Origin of the sequence: Pseudomonas asiatica (assembly GCF_040214835.1) — a bacterium.
In the GTDB taxonomy this organism is placed as follows: domain Bacteria; phylum Pseudomonadota; class Gammaproteobacteria; order Pseudomonadales; family Pseudomonadaceae; genus Aquipseudomonas; species Aquipseudomonas putida_Z.
Window position 1 is genome coordinate 39,009 of sequence record NZ_CP157874.1, and the last position, 20,551, is coordinate 59,559.

Consider the following 20,551-nt stretch of genomic DNA (forward strand, 5'->3'; position numbering starts at 1 on the left):
GTCCTCCACAGCTTTCAGCATCTGTGTTGTCCCTGTGGGAGCGGGCGTGCCCTCGAAGCAGGCGACGCGGTTCAACGGCGGGCGCCGCGCACCCCTTCAGCCAGCGCCGAGCACAGGCTCAATACATCGTTGACTGCCTGCTCGGCACTCTTGGCCTGGGCAATCTTGTCGACCAGTGCCGAGCCCACCACCACGCCGTCCGACAGGCGGGCAATGGCCGCAGCCTGCTCCGGCGTACGAATGCCGAAACCAACGCTGATCGGCAGATCGGTATGCCGACGCAGGCGGGCAATGGCTTCGGTCACGTGCTCGGTGGTCGCCGAGCCGGCGCCGGTGACACCGGCCACCGACACGTAGTAGACGAACCCGGAGCTGCGCTCCAGCACGCGCGGCAGGCGCGCGTCGTCTGTGGTCGGGGTGGTCAGGCGGATGAAGTCGATACCCGCTGCCTGGGCCGGGGTCGCCAGTTCGGCGTCGTGCTCTGGCGGCAGGTCGACGATGATCAGGCCATCGACACCCGCTTGCTTGGCTTCGGCCACGAACTTTTCCACGCCAAAGCGGTGGATCGGGTTGTAGTAACCCATCAGTACGATCGGTGTGGCCTGGTTATCCACACGGAATTCGCGAACCATCTGCAGGGTCTTGGCCAGGGACTGGCCGGCTTCCAGAGCACGCAGGGTGGCCAGCTGGATGGCCACGCCGTCGGCCATCGGGTCGGTGAACGGCATGCCCAGTTCGATCACGTCGGCACCGGCTGCCGGCAGGCCCTTGAGGATCTGCAGCGAGGCGTCATAGCCCGGGTCGCCCGCGGTGACGAAGGTGACCAGTGCCGAGCGGCCTTCGGCCTTCAGCTCGGCGAAGCGTTGTTCAAGACGGCTCATGCCTGTTTCTCCTGGGCGGCCATGTGGTTCATGACGGTTTGCATGTCTTTGTCGCCGCGGCCCGACAGGCACACGACCATCAGGTGGTCCTTGGGCAGCTTCGGTGCGCGCTTGATCGCCTCGGCCAGGGCGTGGGAGCTTTCCAGGGCCGGGATGATACCTTCCAGGCGGCAGGTGGCGTGGAACGCATCCAGCGCTTCGTCGTCGGTGATGCTGACGTACTCGACACGCTTAACTTCGTGCAGGTAGGCGTGCTCCGGGCCGATGCCCGGGTAGTCCAGGCCGGCGGAAATCGAGTGGGCGTCGGTGATCTGGCCGTCTTCGTCCTGCAGCAGGTAGGTGCGGTTGCCGTGCAGCACGCCCGGTACGCCGCCGTTCAGGCTGGCGGCGTGCTTGTCGGTGTGCACGCCATGGCCACCGGCTTCGACGCCGATAATCTGCACGCTTGGCTCCTCGAGGAACTCATGGAACAGGCCCATGGCGTTGGAGCCGCCACCGACGCAGGCAACCAGGCTGTCTGGCAGGCGGCCTTCCTTCTCTTGCAGCTGTGCGCGGGTTTCCTTGCCGATGATCGACTGGAAGTCGCGGACCATGGCCGGGTACGGGTGCGGGCCGGCCACGGTGCCGATCAGGTAGAAGGTGTCTTCGACGTTGGTGACCCAGTCGCGCAGGGCCTCGTTCATGGCGTCCTTCAGGGTGCCGGTGCCGGCGGTGACCGGGACGATCTCGGCGCCCAGCAGCTTCATGCGGAACACGTTGGCCTGCTGGCGCTCGATGTCGGTGGCGCCCATGTAGATCACGCAAGGCAGGCCGAAGCGGGCAGCGACGGTGGCGGTGGCCACGCCGTGCATGCCGGCGCCGGTTTCGGCGATCAGGCGCTTCTTGCCCATGCGCTTGGCCAGCAGCACCTGGCCAATGCAGTTGTTCACCTTGTGCGCGCCGGTGTGGTTGAGTTCTTCACGCTTGAAGAAGATCTTCGCGCCGCCGCAGTGCTCGGTCAGGCGCTCGGCGAAGTACAGCGGGTTGGGGCGGCCGATGTAGTCGCGCTGGAAGTAGGCCAGCTCTTCGAGGAACTTGGGGTCTGCCTTGGCCGCTTCGTATTCGCGGGCCAGGTCCAGCACCAGTGGCATCAGGGTTTCGGCCACGTAGCGGCCGCCGAACGAGCCGAACAGGCCGTTGGCGTCGGGGCCGGGGCGGTATTGGGACTGGGTCATGGGGCGCTCCAGGGCGTAATGAATGAGTGATGGGCTTTACTCTAACCACGGCAAGCCCGGCTGAAAACCGATAAGATTGCGCAAACTTGTCAGAAAAACTCACAGGTAAAATGGCCCACGACCTCCCTCCCCTCAATGCCCTGCGGGCCTTCGAGGCTACCGCACGGCTCAACAGCGTCAGCCAGGCGGCCGAAGCGCTGCACGTTACCCATGGTGCCGTCAGCCGGCAGATCAAGGTGCTTGAAGAGCACCTGGGCATCGCGCTGTTCGTGAAGGACGGGCGTGGCATCAAACTCACAGATGCCGGCGTACGCCTGCGCGATGCCAGTAGCGAAGCCTTCGACCGCCTGCGCAGCGTGTGCGCCGAGCTCAGCCACGATGTCAGCGAGGCGCCGTTCGTGCTGGGCTGCTCGGGCAGCCTGCTGGCGCGCTGGTTCATCCCGCGGTTGGGGCGGTTGCAGGCGGATTTGCCTGAGCTGCGCCTGCACCTGTCGGCCGGTGAAGGCGACCTGGACCCGCGGCGGCCAGGGCTGGATGCGCTGCTGGTGTATGCCGAGCCGCCATGGCCGGCGGACATGCAGGTGCATGTGCTGGCCGAGGAGCGCATCGGGCCGGTGCTCAGCCCGCATTTCGACGGTTTCGAGCGCTTGCAGGGCGCGCCGGCCAAGGCTTTGCTGGGCGAAGCCTTGCTGCACACCACCTCGCGCCCGCAGGCTTGGCCGACCTGGGCACTGGAACAGGGGTTGGAGCCGGCGACCCTGCACTATGGCCAGGCTTTCGAGCACCTGTATTACCTGCTGGAAGCTGCGGTGGCCGGGTTGGGTGTGGCGATTGCGCCGCAGCCGCTGGTCGCTGATGACCTGCGGGCGGGCCGTTTGAGTGCGCCGTGGGGCTTTTCACCTACCCCTGCGGCATTGGCGCTGTGGGTGCCCAGGCGCGCCGCGGACGGGCGCGCCGAGCAGTTGGCGCAGTGGCTAAGGGCAGAACTGGCGCGACAGGGCGCTTAGTTGCGTTTGCACATCAGGTACGCCGCCAGCAGGCCTAGCGCGCCAATGGCGACGCCGGCGGTGGTGTACGGGTGTTCCTGGGCATAGTCGCGGGTGGCGATGCCGGTCTGGCGGGTGCGGTGCTTCACTTCCTCGTAGGCATCGCTCAACAGGTGGCGCGAATGACGCAGGGCACTCTCGGCGTTGCTGCGGATTGCCTTCACCGATTTCTGGGACTCCTCCGACGCATCATGCTTGAGGTTTTCCAGGCTTTTCAGAAGGCTCTCGATCTCCGCTTCCATGCTTTCCAGGGACGTTCTACGCAGCGAATTGCGGTGCATGTTGACTCTCCTTTGCAGTATGGACTGTAAGGATTGCGACCTTGGGCCCGCGGGAAAGTGCGATCGAACTTTCGCCAATGGTGACCGCTCGCAGGTAAACCAGGCCTGCGCTGCTAGGCTCAATCTCACCATCATCCGAGGAGAGCGCTCATGACCGATCATCACACCTACAAGAAGATCGAACTGGTGGGGTCTTCGACCACCAGCATCGAAGAGGCGATCAACAATGCCCTGGCCGAAGCCGGCAAGAGCATCAAGCACCTGGAGTGGTTCGAAGTGATAGATACCCGTGGCCATATCCGTGACAACAAGGCGGCGCACTTCCAGGTCACGCTGAAGGTCGGCTTCCGTATCGCCAATAGCTGAAACACTGCCGGGCTGGATGAGCCCGGCATGATGGGGTATTTAGGGAGGGGGCGCCTTGGCGGGCGCCCTTTCTGATTTCATCTGCACAAGGAAAGCGAGTGATGAACAAACTGATTCTGGCGCTGGGCCTGATGACCCTGGCCGGTGGTGCGCTGGCGGCGGGCAAGCCGTGCGAGGAGCTCAAGGCAGAGATTGCGGCCAAGCTGGATGCCAAGGGTGTTACCGGCTACAAGCTGGAGATCGTCGACAAGGGCGACCCGGCCGGCAAGGTGATTGGCAGCTGCGAGGCTGGTACCAAGGAGATTGTGTACCGGCGCGGCTAATGTGCTGGCTTCTTCGCGGGCTCGCCCGCTCCCACAGGGATATCACAGGCCTGAGAGCGACGCTGTACCTGTGGGAGCGGGTTTACCCGCGAAGAAGATCACGCGGTCTTGAGAGCCTGCGCCAACAGTTCGTAGGATCGAATCCGGTCCGCATGCTCATACAAATCACAGGTGAAGATCAGCTCATTTGCCCCGGTCTGCTCCAGCAGCACTTCCACCTTGGCCCGCACCTTCTGCGGGCTGCCGATCATCGCCAGGCCGAGGAAGCTGCCCACCGCATCCCGTTCATGGGGTAGCCACAACCCGTCCATGCTTTCCACCGGCGGCTTCTGCATAAGGCTCTGCCCGCGAATCAGCGCGAGGATGCGCTGGTACACCGACGTGGCCAGGTACTCGGCCTTTTCGTCGGTTTCCGCCACCACCATGGGGATGCCCAGCATCACATACGGCTTGTCCAATGTGGTCGAGGGCTTGAAGTGGTTGCGGTACACGCGGATCGCCTCGTGCATGTAGCGCGGCGCAAAGTGCGAGGCGAAGGCGTAGGGCATGCCGCGCATGCCGGCCAGTTGAGCGCTGAACAGGCTGGAGCCGAGCAGCCACATCGGTACGTCGGTGTCGTGCCCTGGTACGGCGATCACTTTTTGATCATCGGTACGCGGGCCGAGGTAGCGTGACAGTTCCTCGACATCGTCCGGGAAGTCATCCGGGCCGCCGGCGCGGTCGCGGCGCAGGGCGTAGGCAGTCATCTGGTCGGAACCCGGCGCGCGGCCCAACCCCAGGTCGATGCGCCCCGGGTACAGGCTGGCCAGGGTGCCGAACTGCTCGGCGATCACCAGCGGCGCATGGTTGGGCAGCATGACCCCGCCAGAGCCCACGCGAATGCTCGAGGTGCCCCCTGCCAGGTAGCCGATCAGCACCGAAGTCGCCGAACTGGCGATGCCGTCCATGTTGTGGTGCTCGGCCACCCAGAAGCGGTTGTAGCCAAAGCGCTCAACGTGCTGCGCCAGGTCCAGCGAGTTGCGCAGCGACTGCGCCGGGCCGGCGTCGGCGCGTACTGGCACCAGGTCGAGGGTGGAAATCTTCAGATCACGCAGCTGCGTCATGGAGCCTCCGCAAAGGTATTTGGCCACAGGCCTTCTCAACTCTGTATGGGCACATTCGACGGATTCAATGCTTGCCGTGCGATTGCTCTGAACTTGCCGTAGGCGGCTGACCTCTGAAGCCATAAGCATGTAACCCGAGACCAGGAGGCATCATGAAAAAGACAGCATCGGCTATCTGGCAAGGTGGCCTGAAGGACGGCAAAGGCCTGCTTTCTACCGAAAGCGGCGCGCTCAAGCAGAACCCCTACGGCTTCAACACCCGTTTCGAGGGCTCGCCCGGGACCAACCCGGAGGAGCTGATCGGCGCGGCGCACGCCGGCTGCTTCTCGATGGCACTGTCGATGATGCTGGGCGAAGCGGGGTTCACCCCGGACAGGATCGACACCGCTGCCGAAGTGACACTCGACAAGCAAGCTGATGGATTTGCCATTACGGCGGTGCATCTGGTGCTCAGGGCCAAGGTGCCTGGGGCGAGTGAAGCGCAATTCTTGCAGATCGCCGACAAGGCCAAGGCCGGTTGCCCGGTGTCCAAGGTGCTGAACGCGAAGATCAGCCTGGATGCGGCGCTGGTGGGTTGAAGCAGTGCAATGAGGGCGGTTTGTTGTAGTCTAAACAGCGTCGGCAGCACGCTGCCCTTTCAGGAGCCGTTTCATGATTCGCGTAGCAATCACCGTGTTGGCTTCCCTGGTCGCCACATCTGCGTTGGCGGCGGTCAAACCGTGCGAGGAGCTCAAAGCCGAGATCGAGGCCAAGATCCAGGCCCAGGGTGTTTCGTCCTATACCCTGGAGATCGTGCCCAACAGCGAGGTCAAGGACCAGAACATGGTCGTCGGGACCTGCGATGGTGGGACCAAGAAGATCATTTATCAGAAGAATGATCGGTAGGTTCAGGATTTTGGGGGCCGCTTTGCGGCCCTATCGCGACACAAGGCCGCTCCTACAGGGATCGCGTATCTCCTATAGGAGCAATGCAGCCCCAGGTCAAGGAATGCAGAACACCTCGCTAGGCTCGTTCACCACCACCTTGCGGCTGCCGTCATACAGCAGCACCTGCGGTTCCATCACCGGCGCCCGTGCCTCCAGGCGATAGCGTTCACCGGCCTTGAAGTTGTCAAAGCGCACGGTCAGGTAGCAGGTACGGTCCCTGGGCTGGGTCATGAGGCCGCCCCCATATATCTCGTAATCGAAGCGCACTACCAGTTCGTGCTTGCCTGGCGTCACCTGGAAGTAGCGGCCATCTTCCAAGCGCTTGCCGTCGAGGCGGTCGGCCATGATCACCCTGCCGGGAGTCATGGTGTACAGGTCGACCCAGGCCTGCTTGGGGTCGACGGGCGGCAAGGGGCTGGCGCAAGCCCCCAGTGCACTGAGGGCGATCAGCATCATGGGCTGGCGCATGGCAATACTCCCACTTGCGATTCATAGGCTACAAGCATAGCGCCGTTTGTGCGTTTCAGGTGCGCTGGCAGCCTGCAGGCAAGCCCTGGCCAACCAGTTTTTGCTGATGGTCGTAGAGTTTGATCCAAGGGCGGAAACCGATGCTGCCAGCCTGCAGCTGGTAGCGCTGGCCGGCACTGAAATCCTTGAAGGTCAGCTTGACCTGGCAATCCCGCCACAACGGCTCCTCGACCGGGCCGATATTGCTGGGGGTAACCGGAAACTGGTAGCGCACGGTCAGCTCGTGGCTGCCGGGCTGTACTTCGAAATAACGGCTGTCGGCCCAGTCGCGTTCATCTACCTGCACGGCGTGCAGCGAGGTGTTGTCGTAGGGCGTGAGGTCGATCCAGGCCTGGTTCGGGTCCGGGTCTGGCAAGGTCGAACAGGCGGATATCAGCAACAGTGAGCCGGTGACCAACAGTGCACGCATGGCGAAACTCCCCCTTGGCGAGATAGTCTTGGAGTGAATCGGCCTTGAGCGAGTCAGACAGTCCCGGATGCTTCGACTTATTCTTATGCAGCGCTCAGGCCCTGGGCCACTCGACCTTGTTTTCACCCGTTTGGTTCCCCTGCTGGCGGTGCTCCTGCTGAACGGTTGCAGCAGCGCCGCCTATTATGGGCAGTTGGCCGAGGGCCAGTGGCAGCTGCTACGCGCACGGCAGCCGGTGGATCAGGTAGTGGCCAACCCGGCCACTTCAGCGCAATTGCGCGCGCGCCTGGAACACGCCAAGCAGGCGCGGGCATTTGCCAGCCAGCAGCTGAAGCTGCCGGACAACCGCAGCTACCGGGTGTACGCCGACCTTGGCCGGCCTTACGTGGTATGGAATGTGTTCGCTACCCCCGAGCTGTCGTTGCAGCCAGTGACACACTGCTTCCCGATCGCGGGATGTGTGGCCTATCGCGGCTATTACCAGCAAGGCGCGGCGCGTGGGGCGGCGGCGTTGATGCGCCAGGACGGCATGGATGTATACGTGGGCGGCGTGGAGGCCTATTCGACCCTGGGCTGGTTCGACGACCCGATCCTGTCGTCGATGGTGGGTTGGAGCGACGAGCGCCTGGCCACGCTGATCTTCCATGAGCTGGCCCACCAGCGCTTCTATGTGCAGGACGACACCGAGTTCAACGAGTCGTTTGCTTCCTTCGTCGAGCAGGAAGGCACGCGGCAATGGCGCGTGGCGCGGGGCCTTGCTGCCTCTGGCGGGGAGCAGGGGCAGCAGCGTGAGCAGTTCATCCGGTTGGTGCTGGCCAGCCGCGAGCGGTTGCAGGCGATTTATGCCGGGCCTCTGGATGATGCGCAGAAGCGGACGGCCAAGCAGGCGGAGTTCGAGCGGCTTAGGCGGGAATACCGGCAAGTGCGTGATGCCCAGTGGGGTGGTGACAAGCGCTATGACGCCTGGATGTATGGGCCGATGAGCAATGCCAAGTTGCTGCCGTTCGGGCTGTATGACCAGTGGGTACCGGCGTTTGCGGCGGTGTTCCGTGAGGTTGATGGGGATTGGCAGCGTTTTTATCACCGGGTCGAGCAATTGGGGCGGTTGCCGATCGATGAGAGGAAGGCAGCCTTACGGCGGTTGATGGTTAGCCGGTGAGATTTTGGGGCCGCCTTGCGGCCCATCGCGACGCAAGGCCGCTCCTACAGAAGGTACGCGATCGCCTGTAGGAGCGGCCTTGTGTCGCGATGGGCTGCAAAGCAGCCCCCAGGGCCATCAAGCCTTGAGGAACGCCTGATGCATCTCGGCCAAGGTAGCAAAGTGGTAGGCCGGCTCTTCGGCCATCAACTCTTCCTGGCTACCAAACCCGTACCCCACCGCCACCGCCTGCAAGCCATTGCTGCGCGCACCGATCAGGTCATGCTTGCGGTCGCCGATCATCAGCGTCTGCGCCGGGTCCAGCCCTTCTTCATCAAGCAGGTGGCGAATCAACTCGACCTTGTTGGTGCGTGTGCCATCCAGTTCACTGCCATAGATCACCTTGAAGTGGTGGTCGAAGGCGAAGTGCCGGGCGATTTCACGGGCGAACTTCCACGGCTTGGAGGTGGCGATGTACAGCGTGCGACCCTGGCCGTTGAGTGCTTCGAGCAGCTCCGGCACACCTTCGAACACCAGGTTTTCGTACAGGCCGGTGACGCTGAAGCGTTCCCGATAGAAGTTCACCGCATCCCAGGCCTTCGCTTCGTCGAAGCTGTAGAACTGCATGAAGGCCTGCAGCAGGGGTGGGCCGATGAAGTGCTCGAGGCGGGTGAGGTCCGGCTCGTCGATGCCCAGGTTGGCCAGGGCATACTGGATCGAGCGGGTGATGCCCTGGCGCGGGTCGGTCAGGGTGCCGTCGAGGTCGAAGAGGATGTTTTGCTGGTGCATTTGCGGGTTCCACTTTGAATGCTGCGTGGTCTTCTTCGCGGGTAAACCCGCTCCCACAGGGATATCACAGGGCCTGAGGCCGGCGCCGTACCTGTGGGAGCGGGTTTACCCGCGAATGCGGTCATTCAGGTTGATCGTAGCCTTCGGCCAAGTGCTGGTCCTTGAGCTTCACGTAGTTACTGGCGCTGTAGGCGAAAAATGCGTGTTCCTGTTCGTTCAGCAGTCGGGCCTGTTTCACCGGGCTGCCCATGTACAGGTAGCCACTGACCAGGCGCTTGCCCGGCGGCACCAGGCTGCCGGCGCCGATGATCACTTCGTCTTCGACGATGGCGCCGTCCATGATGGTGCTGCCCATGCCGACCAGGATGCGGTTGCCCAGGGTGCAGCCATGCAGCATGACCTTGTGGCCGATGGTCACTTCGTCACCGATGATCAGCGGGAAGCCGTCCGGGTTGAACGGGCCGGCATGGGTGATGTGCAGCACGCTGCCGTCCTGCACGCTGGTACGCGCGCCAATGCGGATTCGGTGCATGTCGCCGCGTATCACGGTCAACGGCCAGACGGAGCTGTCCTCACCGATTTCCACGTCGCCCAGCACTACCGCCGATCGGTCGACGAAGGCCCTGGGCCCAACTTTCGGAGTGTGTTGCTGGAAGCTTCGGATGGCCATGATAGCGTCTCTCATCTGTGCCGATAGGCAGGCTGCTTGCTGCGGTCGGCGTCGATTGTAATTAAGATGGGGCAGTGTTTCTTCTGCCAAGGTATCCAAACCGTGAGTGCGAACAACCCGCTTCTGCAGTCCTACGATCTGCCGCCCTTCTCGCAAATTCGTGCCGAACACGTATTGCCGGCAATCGAAGCGATCCTGGCCGACAACCGTAAAGCCATTGCCGAGATCCTCGAAAAGCAGGGCAAGAACCCTACCTGGGCTGGCCTGGTGCTGGCCATGGACGAACTGAACGACCGCTTGGGCGCCGCCTGGAGCCCGGTCAGCCACCTCAATGCGGTGTGCAACAGCGCGCAGCTGCGCGAAGCCTACGAGTCGTGCCTGCCAGCGCTGAGCGCCTACTCTACCGAACTGGGCCAGAACCGTGCGCTGTTCGAAGCCTACCAGGCGCTGATCGACAGCCCCGAGGCCGCCGGTTTCGACGTGGCGCAAAAGACTATCCTCGAGCATGCCCTGCGTGACTTCCGCCTGTCGGGTATCGACCTGCCGGCGGATAAACAGCAACGCTACGCCGAAGTGCAGAGCAAGCTCAGCGAGCTGGGCAGCCGTTTCTCCAACCAGCTGCTCGACGCTACCCAGGCCTGGACCAAGCACGTTACCGACGAAGCCGCGCTGGCCGGCCTGACCGACTCGGCCAAGGCGCAGATGGCCGCCGCCGCCCAGGCCAAGGGCCTCGACGGCTGGCTGATCACCCTGGAATTCCCCAGCTACTACGCGGTGATGACCTACGCCAGCGACCGCGCCCTGCGCGAAGAGCTGTACGCCGCCTACTGCACTCGCGCCTCGGACCAGGGCCCGAATGCCGGCCAGTTCGACAACGGCCCGGTGATGCAGGAAATCCTCGGCCTGCGCCAGGAACTGGCCGAACTGCTGGGCTACAAGAACTACGCCGAGCTGAGCCTGGCCACCAAGATGGCCGAGTCCAGCGACCAGGTGCTGAGCTTCCTGCGTGACCTGGCCAAGCGTTCCAAGCCGTTCGCCGCCCAGGACCTGGAGCAGCTCAAGGGCTACGCCGCCGAGCAGGGCTGCCCTGAGCTGGCCAGCTGGGACGCCGGCTACTTCGGCGAGAAGCTGCGCGAGCAGCGTTACAGCGTGTCGCAGGAGGCCCTGCGCGCCTACTTCCCGATCGACAAGGTGCTGGGTGGCCTGTTCAGCATCGTGCAGCGCCTGTACGGCATCGAGATCGCCGAACTCAAGGGCTTCGACAGCTGGCACCCGGATGTGCGCCTGTTCGAGATCAAGGAAAACGGCCAGCACGTCGGCCGCTTCTTCTTCGACCTCTACGCCCGCGCCAACAAGCGTGGCGGCGCCTGGATGGATGGCGCGCGTGACCGTCGCCGCACAGCCGCTGGCCAGTTGCAGAGCCCGGTGGCCAACCTGGTGTGCAACTTCACCCCGGCCGCGCCCGGCAAGCCGGCGCTGTTGACCCACGATGAAGTCACCACCTTGTTCCACGAGTTCGGCCACGGCCTGCACCACATGCTGACCCGCATCGAGCATGCCGGTGTATCCGGCATCAACGGCGTGGCCTGGGACGCGGTCGAACTGCCGAGCCAGTTCATGGAAAACTGGTGCTGGGAGCCGGAAGGCCTGGCACTGATCTCCGCCCACTACGAAACCGGTGCCCCACTGCCCCAGGACCTGCTGGACAAGATGCTGGCGGCGAAAAACTTCCAGTCGGGCATGATGATGGTGCGCCAGCTGGAGTTCTCGCTGTTCGACTTTGAACTGCATGCCACCCATGGCGACGGCCGCAGCGTGCTGCAGGTGCTCGAAGGCGTACGCGACGAGGTGTCGGTCATGCGCCCACCGGCGTACAACCGCTTCCCCAACAGCTTTGCGCACATCTTCGCTGGTGGTTATGCCGCGGGCTACTACAGCTACAAGTGGGCCGAAGTGCTGTCGGCCGACGCCTTCTCGCGCTTCGAGGAAGAAGGCGTGCTGAATGCCGAAACCGGCCGTGCCTTCCGTGAGGCTATCCTGGCACGCGGTGGTTCGCGCGAGCCGATGGAGCTGTTCGTCGACTTCCGTGGCCGTGAGCCTTCCATCGATGCCTTGCTGCGCCATAGTGGCCTGAGCGAGGACGCTGCAGCATGAGCGAGGTAGCCGTGAACAAGACCAAGAAACGCTTCATTGCCGGGGCGGTATGCCCGGCGTGCAGCGAGACCGACAAGCTGATGATGTGGAACGAAGACGGCGTACCGCACCGCGAGTGCGTGGCCTGCGGCTTTACCGACACCCTCAACGAGCAGGGCTTGTCGGTGCCGAAGGAACTCGGCACTCGGGTCAACCATCTGGAGCCGAAAGCCGCGCCGGCCAAGGTACAGACGGTGCAGTTCTTCCCCAACCCGAAGCTGAAGAAACCGGCTGAATAAAGCCGTCGTGCCGCCCGGGCGTCGTGCCCGGGCCGGCATGCCCGGGTGGTAGATAGTCAGGCCACCTGCTGCACGCTGGCCATGCAAGCTCGCCTGCTCTTCTCTCCGAGCAAGGTGTTGCACCATGGACAACCCCCTTCTGCAAAATAGCCATATCCCCGTCGATTATCCGTCGATCACGCTTCAAAACATGCAAGTTGCCTTCGACCACGTGCTGTTGGCGCACGAGCAAGGCATCGAACGCATCATCCGCGACCAGCAGGCACTGCCCACCTGGGATGACATGGTGCTGGCGGTGGACGGGCTGGATAGTCAGCTTCTGACGGTGTTGTATGCAGCCTCGCCATTGGTTGGTCGGGACGAAGCCTGGGCCGGTGCCATTTTCGACTTCTTCGCCAAGGCCACGGAGCGGTTCGAACAGAAGTTCACCGACTCCGCACTGCAGGCCCTGTATGAGCGCTTGGCCAACAGCGACATCGGCAAGCAGCTGGATGCCCAGAAACGCGCCACGTTGCGCTGGCATCTGCACAAGTTCGCCTCCAGTGGCGCATCGCTCGACCCCGCAGGCAAGGTTCGCCTGGCCGAACTGCTGAAACAGATCGGCATTGCGCGCGAGGCTTTTCGCAGCAACATCAACCGACCAGGGCTGAGCATCACGGATGAATCCGAACTGAGCGGTGTACCTCAACGCATCCGTGACGAGCTGGCTACAAGGGCACAGGAGGCGGGTGAGCCGGGTTGGTTGATTGCGTGTGAAAGCGTGACCACCGACGCCGTGCTCAAACATGCTGACAACAGGCAACTGCGCGAGCGCGTGTACCGGGCTTATAACACTCGAGGCGTCGGCCTTGACCAACAGCAGGATAATCGCTCGCACCTGGAGCAATTGGCGAGGCTGCTGGAAGAAAAGGCCCACCTGCTCGGCTTTGCCAGCCATCTGGAGCAGAGCCTGCAGATGAAGAGCGCAGGTTCGGTTGCCCAGGTGCGCGGCTTTCTTCATGACCTGGCCGACCATGTGCGGCCGGCCGTGCTGCAGTGGCGTGCAGATATGCAGCATCAGGCCGCAGCCAAAGGTTTGGGGAATGTCCAACCCTGGGACATTGCCTACCTGCAGGCCTCGTCGCGCGAGGTGCTTTCTACCGAAGCCTTGCGCGAATACTTCCCGCTGAATGCCGTGGTCAGCGCATTGCAGCAGTTGGTGGAAAAACTGTTTGGTGTAACGCTGCTGGCCAAGCCGCTGGCAACCTGGGATGACAGCGTGCAACCGTTCGAGGTGTGGCAGGACAACGCCTTGATCGGTTTCCTGTACCTCGACGCCGTACAGCATGCCGGCAAGCAACCTGACTCGGTATTCACCACCTACATTCGCAACCGCCGGGTCGATGCCGAGGGCATCTTCCAGGCGGCCTCGGTGGTGGTCTACAGCGACGTGCCTGCAGCGCTGCCGGGTAGCCAGCCGTTGCTGGACCATCTGTCACTGCGCAAGCTGTTCCATGAGTTTGGCCATGCCTTGCACCATTTGCTGGTGCGCACGACCAACCACGTGATGTCCAACGTCACCGAGCTCGGTACCGATGGCGTGGAGCTGTTCGGCAAGCTGTTCGAACGTTGGGTCTGGGACGCGGATTACCTGGTGGAGATCTCTTCGCCGCTCCAGGATGGCAGCAAGCTTTCCCGGCCCCGGGTCGATGAGTGCCTGCGCCGCTTGCGGCAGCAAGGTGTGGAAGAAACCGCGCGCGACCTGAGCATGGCGCTGTTCGACCTGGACCTGCATGGCATGCCGAACGATGGCCGGTCCCTCGAGCAGCGCCTGGGCGATGCCCGTGAGCATTGTGGCTACTGGCCCCTGGCCGATTTCGAGCACCCGGCGCATGCCTTCGACCATCTGGTAAACGGCTACGATGCCGGTTACTACGCCTATCTGTGGTCGGACGTGCACGCCTTCGACCTGTTCACCCGCTTCGAGGCCCAAGGCCTGCTGGACCGGGCCACAGGCCAGGCGCTGCAGGAGGCATTGCTTGCCCCAGGGGCATCGCGACCGTTGCGTGAAGGTATCGAGGTGTTCCTCGGCCGGCAGTCGAGCCAGCTGCCCTTTCTGCGTTGGCATGGCCTGAAGTGAAAGTGCGCTGACCGGAGGTGCTGGAAAGAATCAGGTAGGCAATATACTGTATATGAATACAGTATTCGGGGTAGGCCATGATTCCTCCAGCACCGCAAAAGGGCCGTGGCACGGCGCACAATCCGCACAACCGCTTTGCCCCCAGCCATTCGGTGGCGGAGGATGATGGCTGGTACCAGGAGGTGCCGCAAACCCAGGGCACCGAGGTGCGGGTAGAGACGGCCAAGTCGGTGATCAGCCGCAACACCTCGCCCGACCTGCCCTTCGACCGCTCCATCAACCCTTACCGTGGCTGCGAGCACGGTTGCATCTACTGCTATGCCCGCCCTTCCCACGCCTACTGGGACCTTTCCCCCGGCCTGGATTTCGAGACCAAGCTGATTGCCAAGACCAACGCCGCCGAGGTGCTCGCGCAACAACTGAGCAAACCGGGTTACGTGTGCGCGCCGATCAACCTGGGTTCCAATACCGACCCGTACCAGCCGATCGAACGTGAACAACTGCTGACCCGACGCCTGCTCGAAGTGCTGCTGCGTTTTCGCCACCCGGTGACCATCGTCACCAAGGGGGCGCTGGTATTGCGCGACCTTGACCTGCTGGCCGAGATGGCTCGCCAGCGCCTGGTACGGGTAATGATCAGCCTGACCACGCTGGACGATGACCTGAAACGGGTGCTGGAACCGCGCGCGGCGTCACCCAAGGCGCGCTTGCGGGCGATCCGCGTGTTGCGCGAGGCGGGAGTGCCGGTGGGCGTGTTGTGTTCGCCGATGATTCCGATGATCAACGACAGCGAACTGGAGCGGCTGCTGGAGGCGGCGAGGGAGGCAGGTGCACAGAGCGCAGCCTACATGATGTTGCGCCTGCCGCTGGAAGTGGCACCGTTGTTCGAACAATGGCTGCAGGACCATTACCCGCAGCGGGCGGCGCATGTATTGAGCCTGATCCGCCAGAGCCGCGGCGGCGAACTGTATGACAGCCGGTTTGGTGCACGCATGCGCGGTGAAGGCGTGTTTGCCGAGTTGCTGGCGCAGCGCTTTGCCAAGGCCATGAAGCGGCTGGAGTTCGAAGGGCGAGAAGCGCAGGCGCTGGATTGTTCGGCGTTTTGCCCGCCGGGGGGGCAGATGGCACTGTTCTGATGCTTGAGCAGAGCACGGCCTTTGTGGGAGCGGGCGCGCCCGCGAACACCGGCGCAGCCGGTGCCATGTACCGAGTTGCTTCCTTCGCGGGCACGCCCGCTCCCACAGGTTCTGCGCAGGTTCCGGGTTCCCGCATGGGGCGCATTGCCAGCCCTCAATGCAACTAATCCAAGTTGATAATTCCAGTAATGGCTCTTGGCAGTTGATGTTTTTTTGCTATTATCCAATACCCGCCTTTCCTATCTGGAACACCCGTTCTAGAGCCTTCGAATTAAGTTTCAGTTAAGTTTTCCCCGCTAGCGTAGGAAATCAGTCTTCACCGACTGTGATCTATGGCCCGTGCGTGTCATCTAAATCCCTGCATAGCCAGAATCTTTCACCGGTAAAATGGATTTACCTACACACCGTCAAGAGGATGAATCATGCCCGTCAAGGACCCATCCAAGGTCGTACCGCAGGTCCCCGCGGAGAGCGCCGATGCCGCCCTGAAGCACATCGTCGACGGCTTCCTGCGTTTTCACCATGACGTTTTCCCCGAGCAGCAAGAGCTGTTCAAGAAGCTCGCCACCGCGCAAACCCCGCGTGCCATGTTCATCACCTGCGCCGACTCGCGCATCGTTCCCGAGCTGATCACCCAGAGTTCGCCTGGCGACCTGTTCGTGACCCGTAACGTCGGTAACGTGGTACCGCCTTATGGCCAGATGAACGGCGGCGTTTCCAGCGCCATCGAGTACGCCGTGCTGGCGTTGAAAGTGCATCACATCATCGTCTGCGGCCACTCCGACTGTGGCGCCATGCGTGCGGTACTCAACCCGCAATCGCTGACCAAGATGCCGACCGTGTCCGCCTGGTTGCGCCACGCCGAAGTGGCCCGCACCGTGGTCGAGAACAACTGCTCGTGCGGCAGCGAACACGAAACCATGCAAGTGCTGACCAAGGAAAACGTCATCGCCCAGCTGCATCACCTGCGCACCCACCCTTCGGTGGCTTCGCGCCTGGCAGCCGGTGAGCTGTACATCCATGGCTGGGTCTACGACATCGAGACCAGCAAGATCGAAGCCTACGACGCCGCCAGCGACACCTTCCTGCCCCTGGCTGCTGGCGAGCCGGTCCCCTGCGCTACTCCGAGAGGCCGCTACTAAGCGACCCATCCACCCGCTTGAACCTTGATAGCCGGCTGCACCCTGCAGGGGTGTGGCGCGGCCTTCGGCTGCCTTGAATTCCCTGACTGCCTGCCGGCACGCCCGCTGGCGGCCCGCGCCTGCGCGCTCGTCAGGGGCAAACGTGCCCACGGCCAGCGGAATGGCTGTGTGACAGAGAAAGGAGAAACACGGTGAACATTACACAGTTGAAAGCGGCCCTGCCGCGTGAGTTGCTGGCGTCGGTGGTGGTCTTCCTGGTGGCCTTGCCGTTGTGCATGGGCATTGCGATCGCTTCGGGCATGCCGCCGGCCAAAGGCCTGATTACCGGCATTATCGGCGGCATTGTAGTAGGTTTCCTTGCCGGTTCGCCGCTGCAGGTCAGTGGCCCGGCCGCCGGCCTGGCGGTATTGGTGTTCGAGCTGGTACGCCAGCATGGCATGGCCATGCTCGGGCCGATCCTGCTGCTGGCCGGCTTGCTGCAGTTGCTGGCCGGGCGCCTGCGCCTGGGCTGCTGGTTCCGGGTTACCGCGCCGGCGGTGGTGTACGGCATGCTGGCAGGGATTGGCGTGCTGATCGTGCTGTCGCAGGTGCATGTGATGTTCGATACCGCGCCGCAACCATCTGGCATGCAGAACCTGCTGGAGTTCCCGGCGACCTTGGCCGCGGCCCTGCCACAGGAAAGCGCCGGCTCCGGTTGGATGGCCGGTGCGCTGGGCCTGGGCACCATCGCCATCATGTGGGGCTGGGAGCGCCTGCGGCCGCAGCGGCTGCGCTTCGTCCCGGGTGCCCTGCTGGGCGTGTCGGCCATGACGGCCATCAGCATGTGGCTGGCCTTGCCGGTGAACCGCGTACAGGTGCCGGCCGACCTGTCCGAAGCCATCGACTGGATCCGCCCTGGTGACCTGATGCAACTGGCCGACCCTACCCTGTTGGTCGCCGCTTTTGCCCTGGCCTTCATCGCCAGTGCCGAAACCTTGTTGTCGGCTGCTGCGGTTGACCGCATGCACAGCGGCCAGCGTTCGGACTTCGACCGTGAGCTGTCGGCCCAGGGCATCGGCAACATGCTGTGCGGGGTGCTCGGCGCGTTGCCGATGACCGGGGTGATCGTGCGTAGCTCGGCCAATGTGCAGGCGGGTGCGCAGACCCGGGCTTCGGCGATCTTCCATGGCCTGTGGCTGCTGGCGTTCGTGGTGGCGCTGAGCAGTGTGCTGCAGCAGATCCCGGTGGCGAGCCTGGCGGGTGTGCTGGTGTTTACCGGGGTCAAACTGGTGGATTTCAAGGCGTTTCGTGGGTTGGGCCGCTATGGCCGCATGCCGATGTTCACCTACGCGGCGACGGCGCTGGCGATCATCTTTACCGATCTGCTGACTGGCGTATTGCTGGGCTTTGCCCTGACCTTGCTGAAGCTGGCACTGAAGGCGGCGCGGTTGAAGATCAACCTGGTCAGCCTGGAGAAGGCTGGGCACATGGAATTGCGGCTTAGTGGCGCGGCCACCTTCCTCAAGGTGCCGGCGCTGACCCAGGTGCTGGATAGCGTGCCGGCGGGGACCACGCTGCATGTGCCGCTGGGTAACCTCAGCTATATCGACCACTCGTGCCTTGAGCTGCTTGAAGATTGGGGCCGCAGTAATTCGGCCAATGGGTCGCGGTTGCTGATCGAGCAGCGGCGCTTGAAGCGGCGGATCGAGGGGCGGATGCGGACTACGGCGGGGGTTGGGGCCTGAAGCTGAAAGTCTGTATCGCCTGAACTGGCCTCTTCGCGGGTAAACCCGCTCCCACAGGTACTGCACAGGGTTCATAGCGTGTGCAGTACCTGTGGGAGCGGGTTTACCCGCGAAGAGGCCGGAACAGCTTATACCAATCGATCAGGCCGGCTGGCCCAGCTCCACCCCCAGCTGCCGCGACAGGCACGGCCAGCGCTTCCACGCCGCGCCTGTTTCCGGGCTGCTCAATTTCTCGCGGTAGGCCTCCACCGATTCCACTGCGAAGCTTTCATCATTCAACATTTCATCCACCGAGTGGTGCACCACTTCATCCAGCTGGTTGGCAAACGTCTCGCCAATCAACTGGTGGGCAATCAGGTTGGCGACGGTGGTGTCGACCGGGATCAACGGTTGCTGGAAGTGACGGATGTACAGGTCGTTCACCTCTTCCACCAGGCGGTGCGCCAGGTAGGCCTCATCCAGCAGGCAGTCCAGGCCCACATGCCCTTGCATCACGCTGGGCGGCTGCAGGAAGTAGGCTTCGGCGATTTTCAGTACAGGTTTGATCTGCGATTCGATCCCGGCCTCGCGGGCGACCTCATGGGCGGCCTCCAGCAGTTCCGGAACCTGTTCGATGTAGGCGCTGACGAAGCGCGCCAAAGTACCCTGGGCGTCCTGCTCAGGCAGTTGGATCGAGGGGTGCAGGTGGGGCAGTTGCAGCTCGAGACGCTTTTTCAGTTGGCCGGTCTGGCCTTCGTGTTGATGGGCTTGGCTTACCTGCTCGCGTACAGCAGCGATGTTCATGACAACTCCAGGGACATTACGTTTCAAACGGAAGACACTAAATTAGCTCGGTATACAGAATACCTAAGACGTATTTGTTATAAGTCGCACAAACGTGTGCATGCTCAGGTATATCGAAATGCCATTATTGCGCCATACCCTATCAAGCGCGCGGTTTTCGGGGCGTTCGGCCCTTTCATGAAGTTCATTTCACGGCCTTCGTTGCGTGCCGTTGGTCGCTGTCTATACTCCCGGTGAACGTGATTCGTTGATGAGGCCCAACTGCTTTTAGCAGGGGCTCGGTCGTCGAAGCCAGGCAGTCTTGACCACCGTTCCCTCTTGCCGCAGGCCACGCCTCCGGGACTACAAGAACGAGAAGGGGAACCCGCAATGATGCGACATCCACATGTCTGGATGGGCCTCCTGTTGTGGTCGGTTTTTGGTCAGGCGAACGCCGCCTGGACCGTGAACATGCACCCAGGGGCGACGGAAGTCTCCAACGCCGTCTTCGACCTGCACATGACCATCTTCTGGATCTGCGTGATCATCGGCATCGTTGTCTTTGGCGCGATGTTCTGGTCCATGGTCATCCACCGCCGTTCCACCGGCCAGCAGGCTGCGCATTTCCATGAACACACCTGGGTAGAAATCCTCTGGACCGTGGTCCCCTTCCTGATCCTGGTGGCCATGGCCATCCCGGCCACCAAGACCCTGATCGACATCTACGATGCCAGCGAGTCGGACATCGATATCCAGGTTACCGGCTACCAATGGAAGTGGCACTACAAATACCTGGGCCAGGACGTGGAGTTCTTCAGCAACCTGGCCACCCCCACCGAGCAGATCCACAACAAGGCACCCAAGGACGAGCACTACCTGCTCGAAGTCGACCAGCCGCTGGTGCTGCCGGTGGGCGCCAAGGTGCGTTTCCTGGTGACTGCTGCCGACGTCATCCACTCCTGGTGGGTGCCGGCTTTCGCGGTCAAGCGTGATGCCATCCCCGGCTTCGTCAACGAAGCCTGGACCCGTATCGAGAAGCCCGGCATCTACCGCGGCCAGTGCACCGAGCTGTGCGGCAAGGACCACGGCTTCATGCCGGTGGTGGTCGAGGTCAAGTCCAAGGCCGACTACGACACCTGGCTGGGCGAGCGCAAGGCCGAAGCTGCCAAGCTCAAGGAGCTGACCAGCAAGGAATGGACCCTGGAGGAGCTGGTGGAACGTGGTGACAAGGTCTACCACACCACCTGCGTGGCCTGTCACCAGGCCGAAGGCCAGGGCCTGCCGCCGATGTTCCCGGCGCTCAAGGGCTCGAAGATCGCCACCGGGCCGAAGGAAGCCCACCTGGGCATCGTCTTCCACGGCAAGCCCGGCACTGCGATGGCCGCGTTCGGCAAGCAGCTCTCGGAAGTCGACATCGCCGCCGTGGTCACCTACGAGCGCAACGCCTGGGGCAACAACAAGGGTGACATGGTCACGCCGAAGGACGTGCTGGCGCTGAAGCAGGCAGAAGCGCAATGAACCGGGTTACTCGCGGCAATCAATGGATTGCAGGAGACAGGAC

At 62.9% G+C, this 20,551-nt stretch carries 22 protein-coding genes; 13 read left to right on the forward strand and 9 right to left on the reverse strand.

Annotation, left to right across the window (positions count from 1 at the left end):
* Positions 1-71: 71 nt before the first annotated feature.
* Together trpA and trpB are read right to left on the reverse strand one after the other, a co-directional pair.
* On the reverse strand, positions 72-881 hold the full coding sequence (trpA, locus tag ABNP31_RS00180) for a tryptophan synthase subunit alpha (RefSeq protein ID WP_238067103.1): 810 nt from the start codon (positions 879-881) through the stop codon (positions 72-74).
* The gene (gene trpB, locus ABNP31_RS00185) at positions 878-2,095 is read right to left on the reverse strand and encodes a tryptophan synthase subunit beta (RefSeq protein ID WP_015268451.1); all 1,218 of its coding nucleotides are present in this window, start codon (positions 2,093-2,095) and stop codon (positions 878-880) included. The genes trpA and trpB overlap by 4 nt, the downstream gene beginning before the upstream one ends.
* Before the next feature lie 110 nt (positions 2,096-2,205).
* Between trpB and ABNP31_RS00190 the strand changes: the two genes are divergently transcribed.
* Complete coding sequence (locus ABNP31_RS00190) at positions 2,206-3,102, forward strand: LysR family transcriptional regulator (protein WP_238067104.1); 897 nt, start codon at positions 2,206-2,208, stop codon at positions 3,100-3,102.
* On the opposite strand, the gene ABNP31_RS00195 is transcribed toward ABNP31_RS00190, so the two are convergent.
* Positions 3,099-3,422: a DUF883 family protein gene (locus tag ABNP31_RS00195; protein WP_003261039.1), complete on the reverse strand. Its 324-nt coding sequence runs from the start codon at positions 3,420-3,422 to the stop codon at positions 3,099-3,101. The two genes, ABNP31_RS00190 and ABNP31_RS00195, sit on opposite strands and share 4 nt — an antisense overlap.
* A 150-nt stretch (positions 3,423-3,572) precedes the next feature.
* Here ABNP31_RS00195 and ABNP31_RS00200 point away from each other — a divergent pair, with 150 nt between their 5' ends.
* Both ABNP31_RS00200 and ABNP31_RS00205 read left to right on the forward strand, forming a co-directional pair.
* Positions 3,573-3,788 (forward strand): dodecin, encoded by a 216-nt coding sequence (locus tag ABNP31_RS00200; RefSeq protein ID WP_013970282.1) that lies wholly within the window; start codon positions 3,573-3,575, stop codon positions 3,786-3,788.
* Positions 3,789-3,889: 101 nt separating this feature from the next.
* The gene (locus ABNP31_RS00205; RefSeq protein ID WP_003261041.1) at positions 3,890-4,111 is read left to right on the forward strand and encodes a DUF1161 domain-containing protein; all 222 of its coding nucleotides are present in this window, start codon (positions 3,890-3,892) and stop codon (positions 4,109-4,111) included.
* Between the two features lie 98 nt (positions 4,112-4,209).
* Here ABNP31_RS00205 and ABNP31_RS00210 read toward each other — a convergent pair whose 3' ends face one another.
* Positions 4,210-5,214: an LLM class flavin-dependent oxidoreductase gene (locus ABNP31_RS00210; RefSeq protein WP_238067105.1), complete on the reverse strand. Its 1,005-nt coding sequence runs from the start codon at positions 5,212-5,214 to the stop codon at positions 4,210-4,212.
* Positions 5,215-5,366: 152 nt separating this feature from the next.
* Here ABNP31_RS00210 and ABNP31_RS00215 point away from each other — a divergent pair, with 152 nt between their 5' ends.
* Positions 5,367-5,792: an OsmC family protein gene (locus tag ABNP31_RS00215; RefSeq protein WP_013970285.1), complete on the forward strand. Its 426-nt coding sequence runs from the start codon at positions 5,367-5,369 to the stop codon at positions 5,790-5,792.
* A 73-nt stretch (positions 5,793-5,865) separates the two neighbouring features.
* A complete protein-coding gene (locus ABNP31_RS00220; protein ID WP_003261043.1) occupies positions 5,866-6,099 on the forward strand; it encodes a DUF1161 domain-containing protein in 234 nt (77 codons plus the stop codon).
* A gap of 96 nt (positions 6,100-6,195) precedes the next feature.
* Here ABNP31_RS00220 and ABNP31_RS00225 read toward each other — a convergent pair whose 3' ends face one another.
* Together ABNP31_RS00225 and ABNP31_RS00230 are read right to left on the reverse strand one after the other, a co-directional pair.
* Positions 6,196-6,609: a hypothetical protein gene (locus ABNP31_RS00225; RefSeq protein WP_013970286.1), complete on the reverse strand. Its 414-nt coding sequence runs from the start codon at positions 6,607-6,609 to the stop codon at positions 6,196-6,198.
* Positions 6,610-6,664: 55 nt separating this feature from the next.
* Positions 6,665-7,078: a hypothetical protein gene (locus tag ABNP31_RS00230; RefSeq protein ID WP_015268455.1), complete on the reverse strand. Its 414-nt coding sequence runs from the start codon at positions 7,076-7,078 to the stop codon at positions 6,665-6,667.
* A gap of 85 nt (positions 7,079-7,163) precedes the next feature.
* On the opposite strand from ABNP31_RS00230, the gene ABNP31_RS00235 reads away from it, so the two are divergent.
* Entirely contained in the window at positions 7,164-8,237 is a 1,074-nt protein-coding gene (locus ABNP31_RS00235) for an aminopeptidase (RefSeq protein WP_238067106.1), read from the forward strand.
* Between the two features lie 117 nt (positions 8,238-8,354).
* Here ABNP31_RS00235 and ABNP31_RS00240 read toward each other — a convergent pair whose 3' ends face one another.
* Both ABNP31_RS00240 and ABNP31_RS00245 read right to left on the reverse strand, forming a co-directional pair.
* On the reverse strand, positions 8,355-9,005 hold the full coding sequence (locus tag ABNP31_RS00240) for an HAD family hydrolase (protein WP_238067107.1): 651 nt from the start codon (positions 9,003-9,005) through the stop codon (positions 8,355-8,357).
* A gap of 121 nt (positions 9,006-9,126) precedes the next feature.
* A complete protein-coding gene (locus ABNP31_RS00245; protein ID WP_133969827.1) occupies positions 9,127-9,675 on the reverse strand; it encodes a gamma carbonic anhydrase family protein in 549 nt (182 codons plus the stop codon).
* Between the two features lie 66 nt (positions 9,676-9,741).
* On the opposite strand from ABNP31_RS00245, the gene prlC reads away from it, so the two are divergent.
* The 6 genes from prlC to ABNP31_RS00275 all read left to right on the forward strand — a co-directional run bounded on the left by prlC (position 9,742) and on the right by ABNP31_RS00275 (position 18,228).
* A complete protein-coding gene (gene prlC / locus ABNP31_RS00250; RefSeq protein WP_350012894.1) occupies positions 9,742-11,829 on the forward strand; it encodes an oligopeptidase A in 2,088 nt (695 codons plus the stop codon).
* Positions 11,826-12,107 carry a YheV family putative zinc ribbon protein gene (locus ABNP31_RS00255; RefSeq protein ID WP_013970292.1) on the forward strand — a complete coding sequence of 94 codons (282 nt, stop codon included), beginning with the start codon at positions 11,826-11,828 and terminating at the stop codon, positions 12,105-12,107. The genes prlC and ABNP31_RS00255 overlap by 4 nt, the downstream gene beginning before the upstream one ends.
* 124 nt (positions 12,108-12,231) lie before the next feature.
* Positions 12,232-14,226, forward strand: coding sequence for a M3 family metallopeptidase (locus ABNP31_RS00260; protein WP_085665594.1), 1,995 nt, complete (start codon positions 12,232-12,234; stop codon positions 14,224-14,226).
* Between the two features lie 77 nt (positions 14,227-14,303).
* Entirely contained in the window at positions 14,304-15,362 is a 1,059-nt protein-coding gene (locus ABNP31_RS00265; RefSeq protein WP_075046853.1) for a PA0069 family radical SAM protein, read from the forward strand.
* 422 nt (positions 15,363-15,784) lie between these two features.
* Positions 15,785-16,504 carry a carbonic anhydrase gene (locus ABNP31_RS00270; RefSeq protein WP_013970295.1) on the forward strand — a complete coding sequence of 240 codons (720 nt, stop codon included), beginning with the start codon at positions 15,785-15,787 and terminating at the stop codon, positions 16,502-16,504.
* 191 nt (positions 16,505-16,695) lie between these two features.
* Positions 16,696-18,228, forward strand: coding sequence for a SulP family inorganic anion transporter (locus ABNP31_RS00275; protein ID WP_085665595.1), 1,533 nt, complete (start codon positions 16,696-16,698; stop codon positions 18,226-18,228).
* A gap of 141 nt (positions 18,229-18,369) precedes the next feature.
* On the opposite strand, the gene ABNP31_RS00280 is transcribed toward ABNP31_RS00275, so the two are convergent.
* Entirely contained in the window at positions 18,370-19,011 is a 642-nt protein-coding gene (locus ABNP31_RS00280) for a hypothetical protein (protein ID WP_039612407.1), read from the reverse strand.
* Positions 19,012-19,380: 369 nt separating this feature from the next.
* Here ABNP31_RS00280 and coxB point away from each other — a divergent pair, with 369 nt between their 5' ends.
* Entirely contained in the window at positions 19,381-20,508 is a 1,128-nt protein-coding gene (coxB, locus tag ABNP31_RS00285) for a cytochrome c oxidase subunit II (protein ID WP_015268462.1), read from the forward strand.
* The last annotated feature ends 43 nt before the right edge of the window (positions 20,509-20,551 follow it).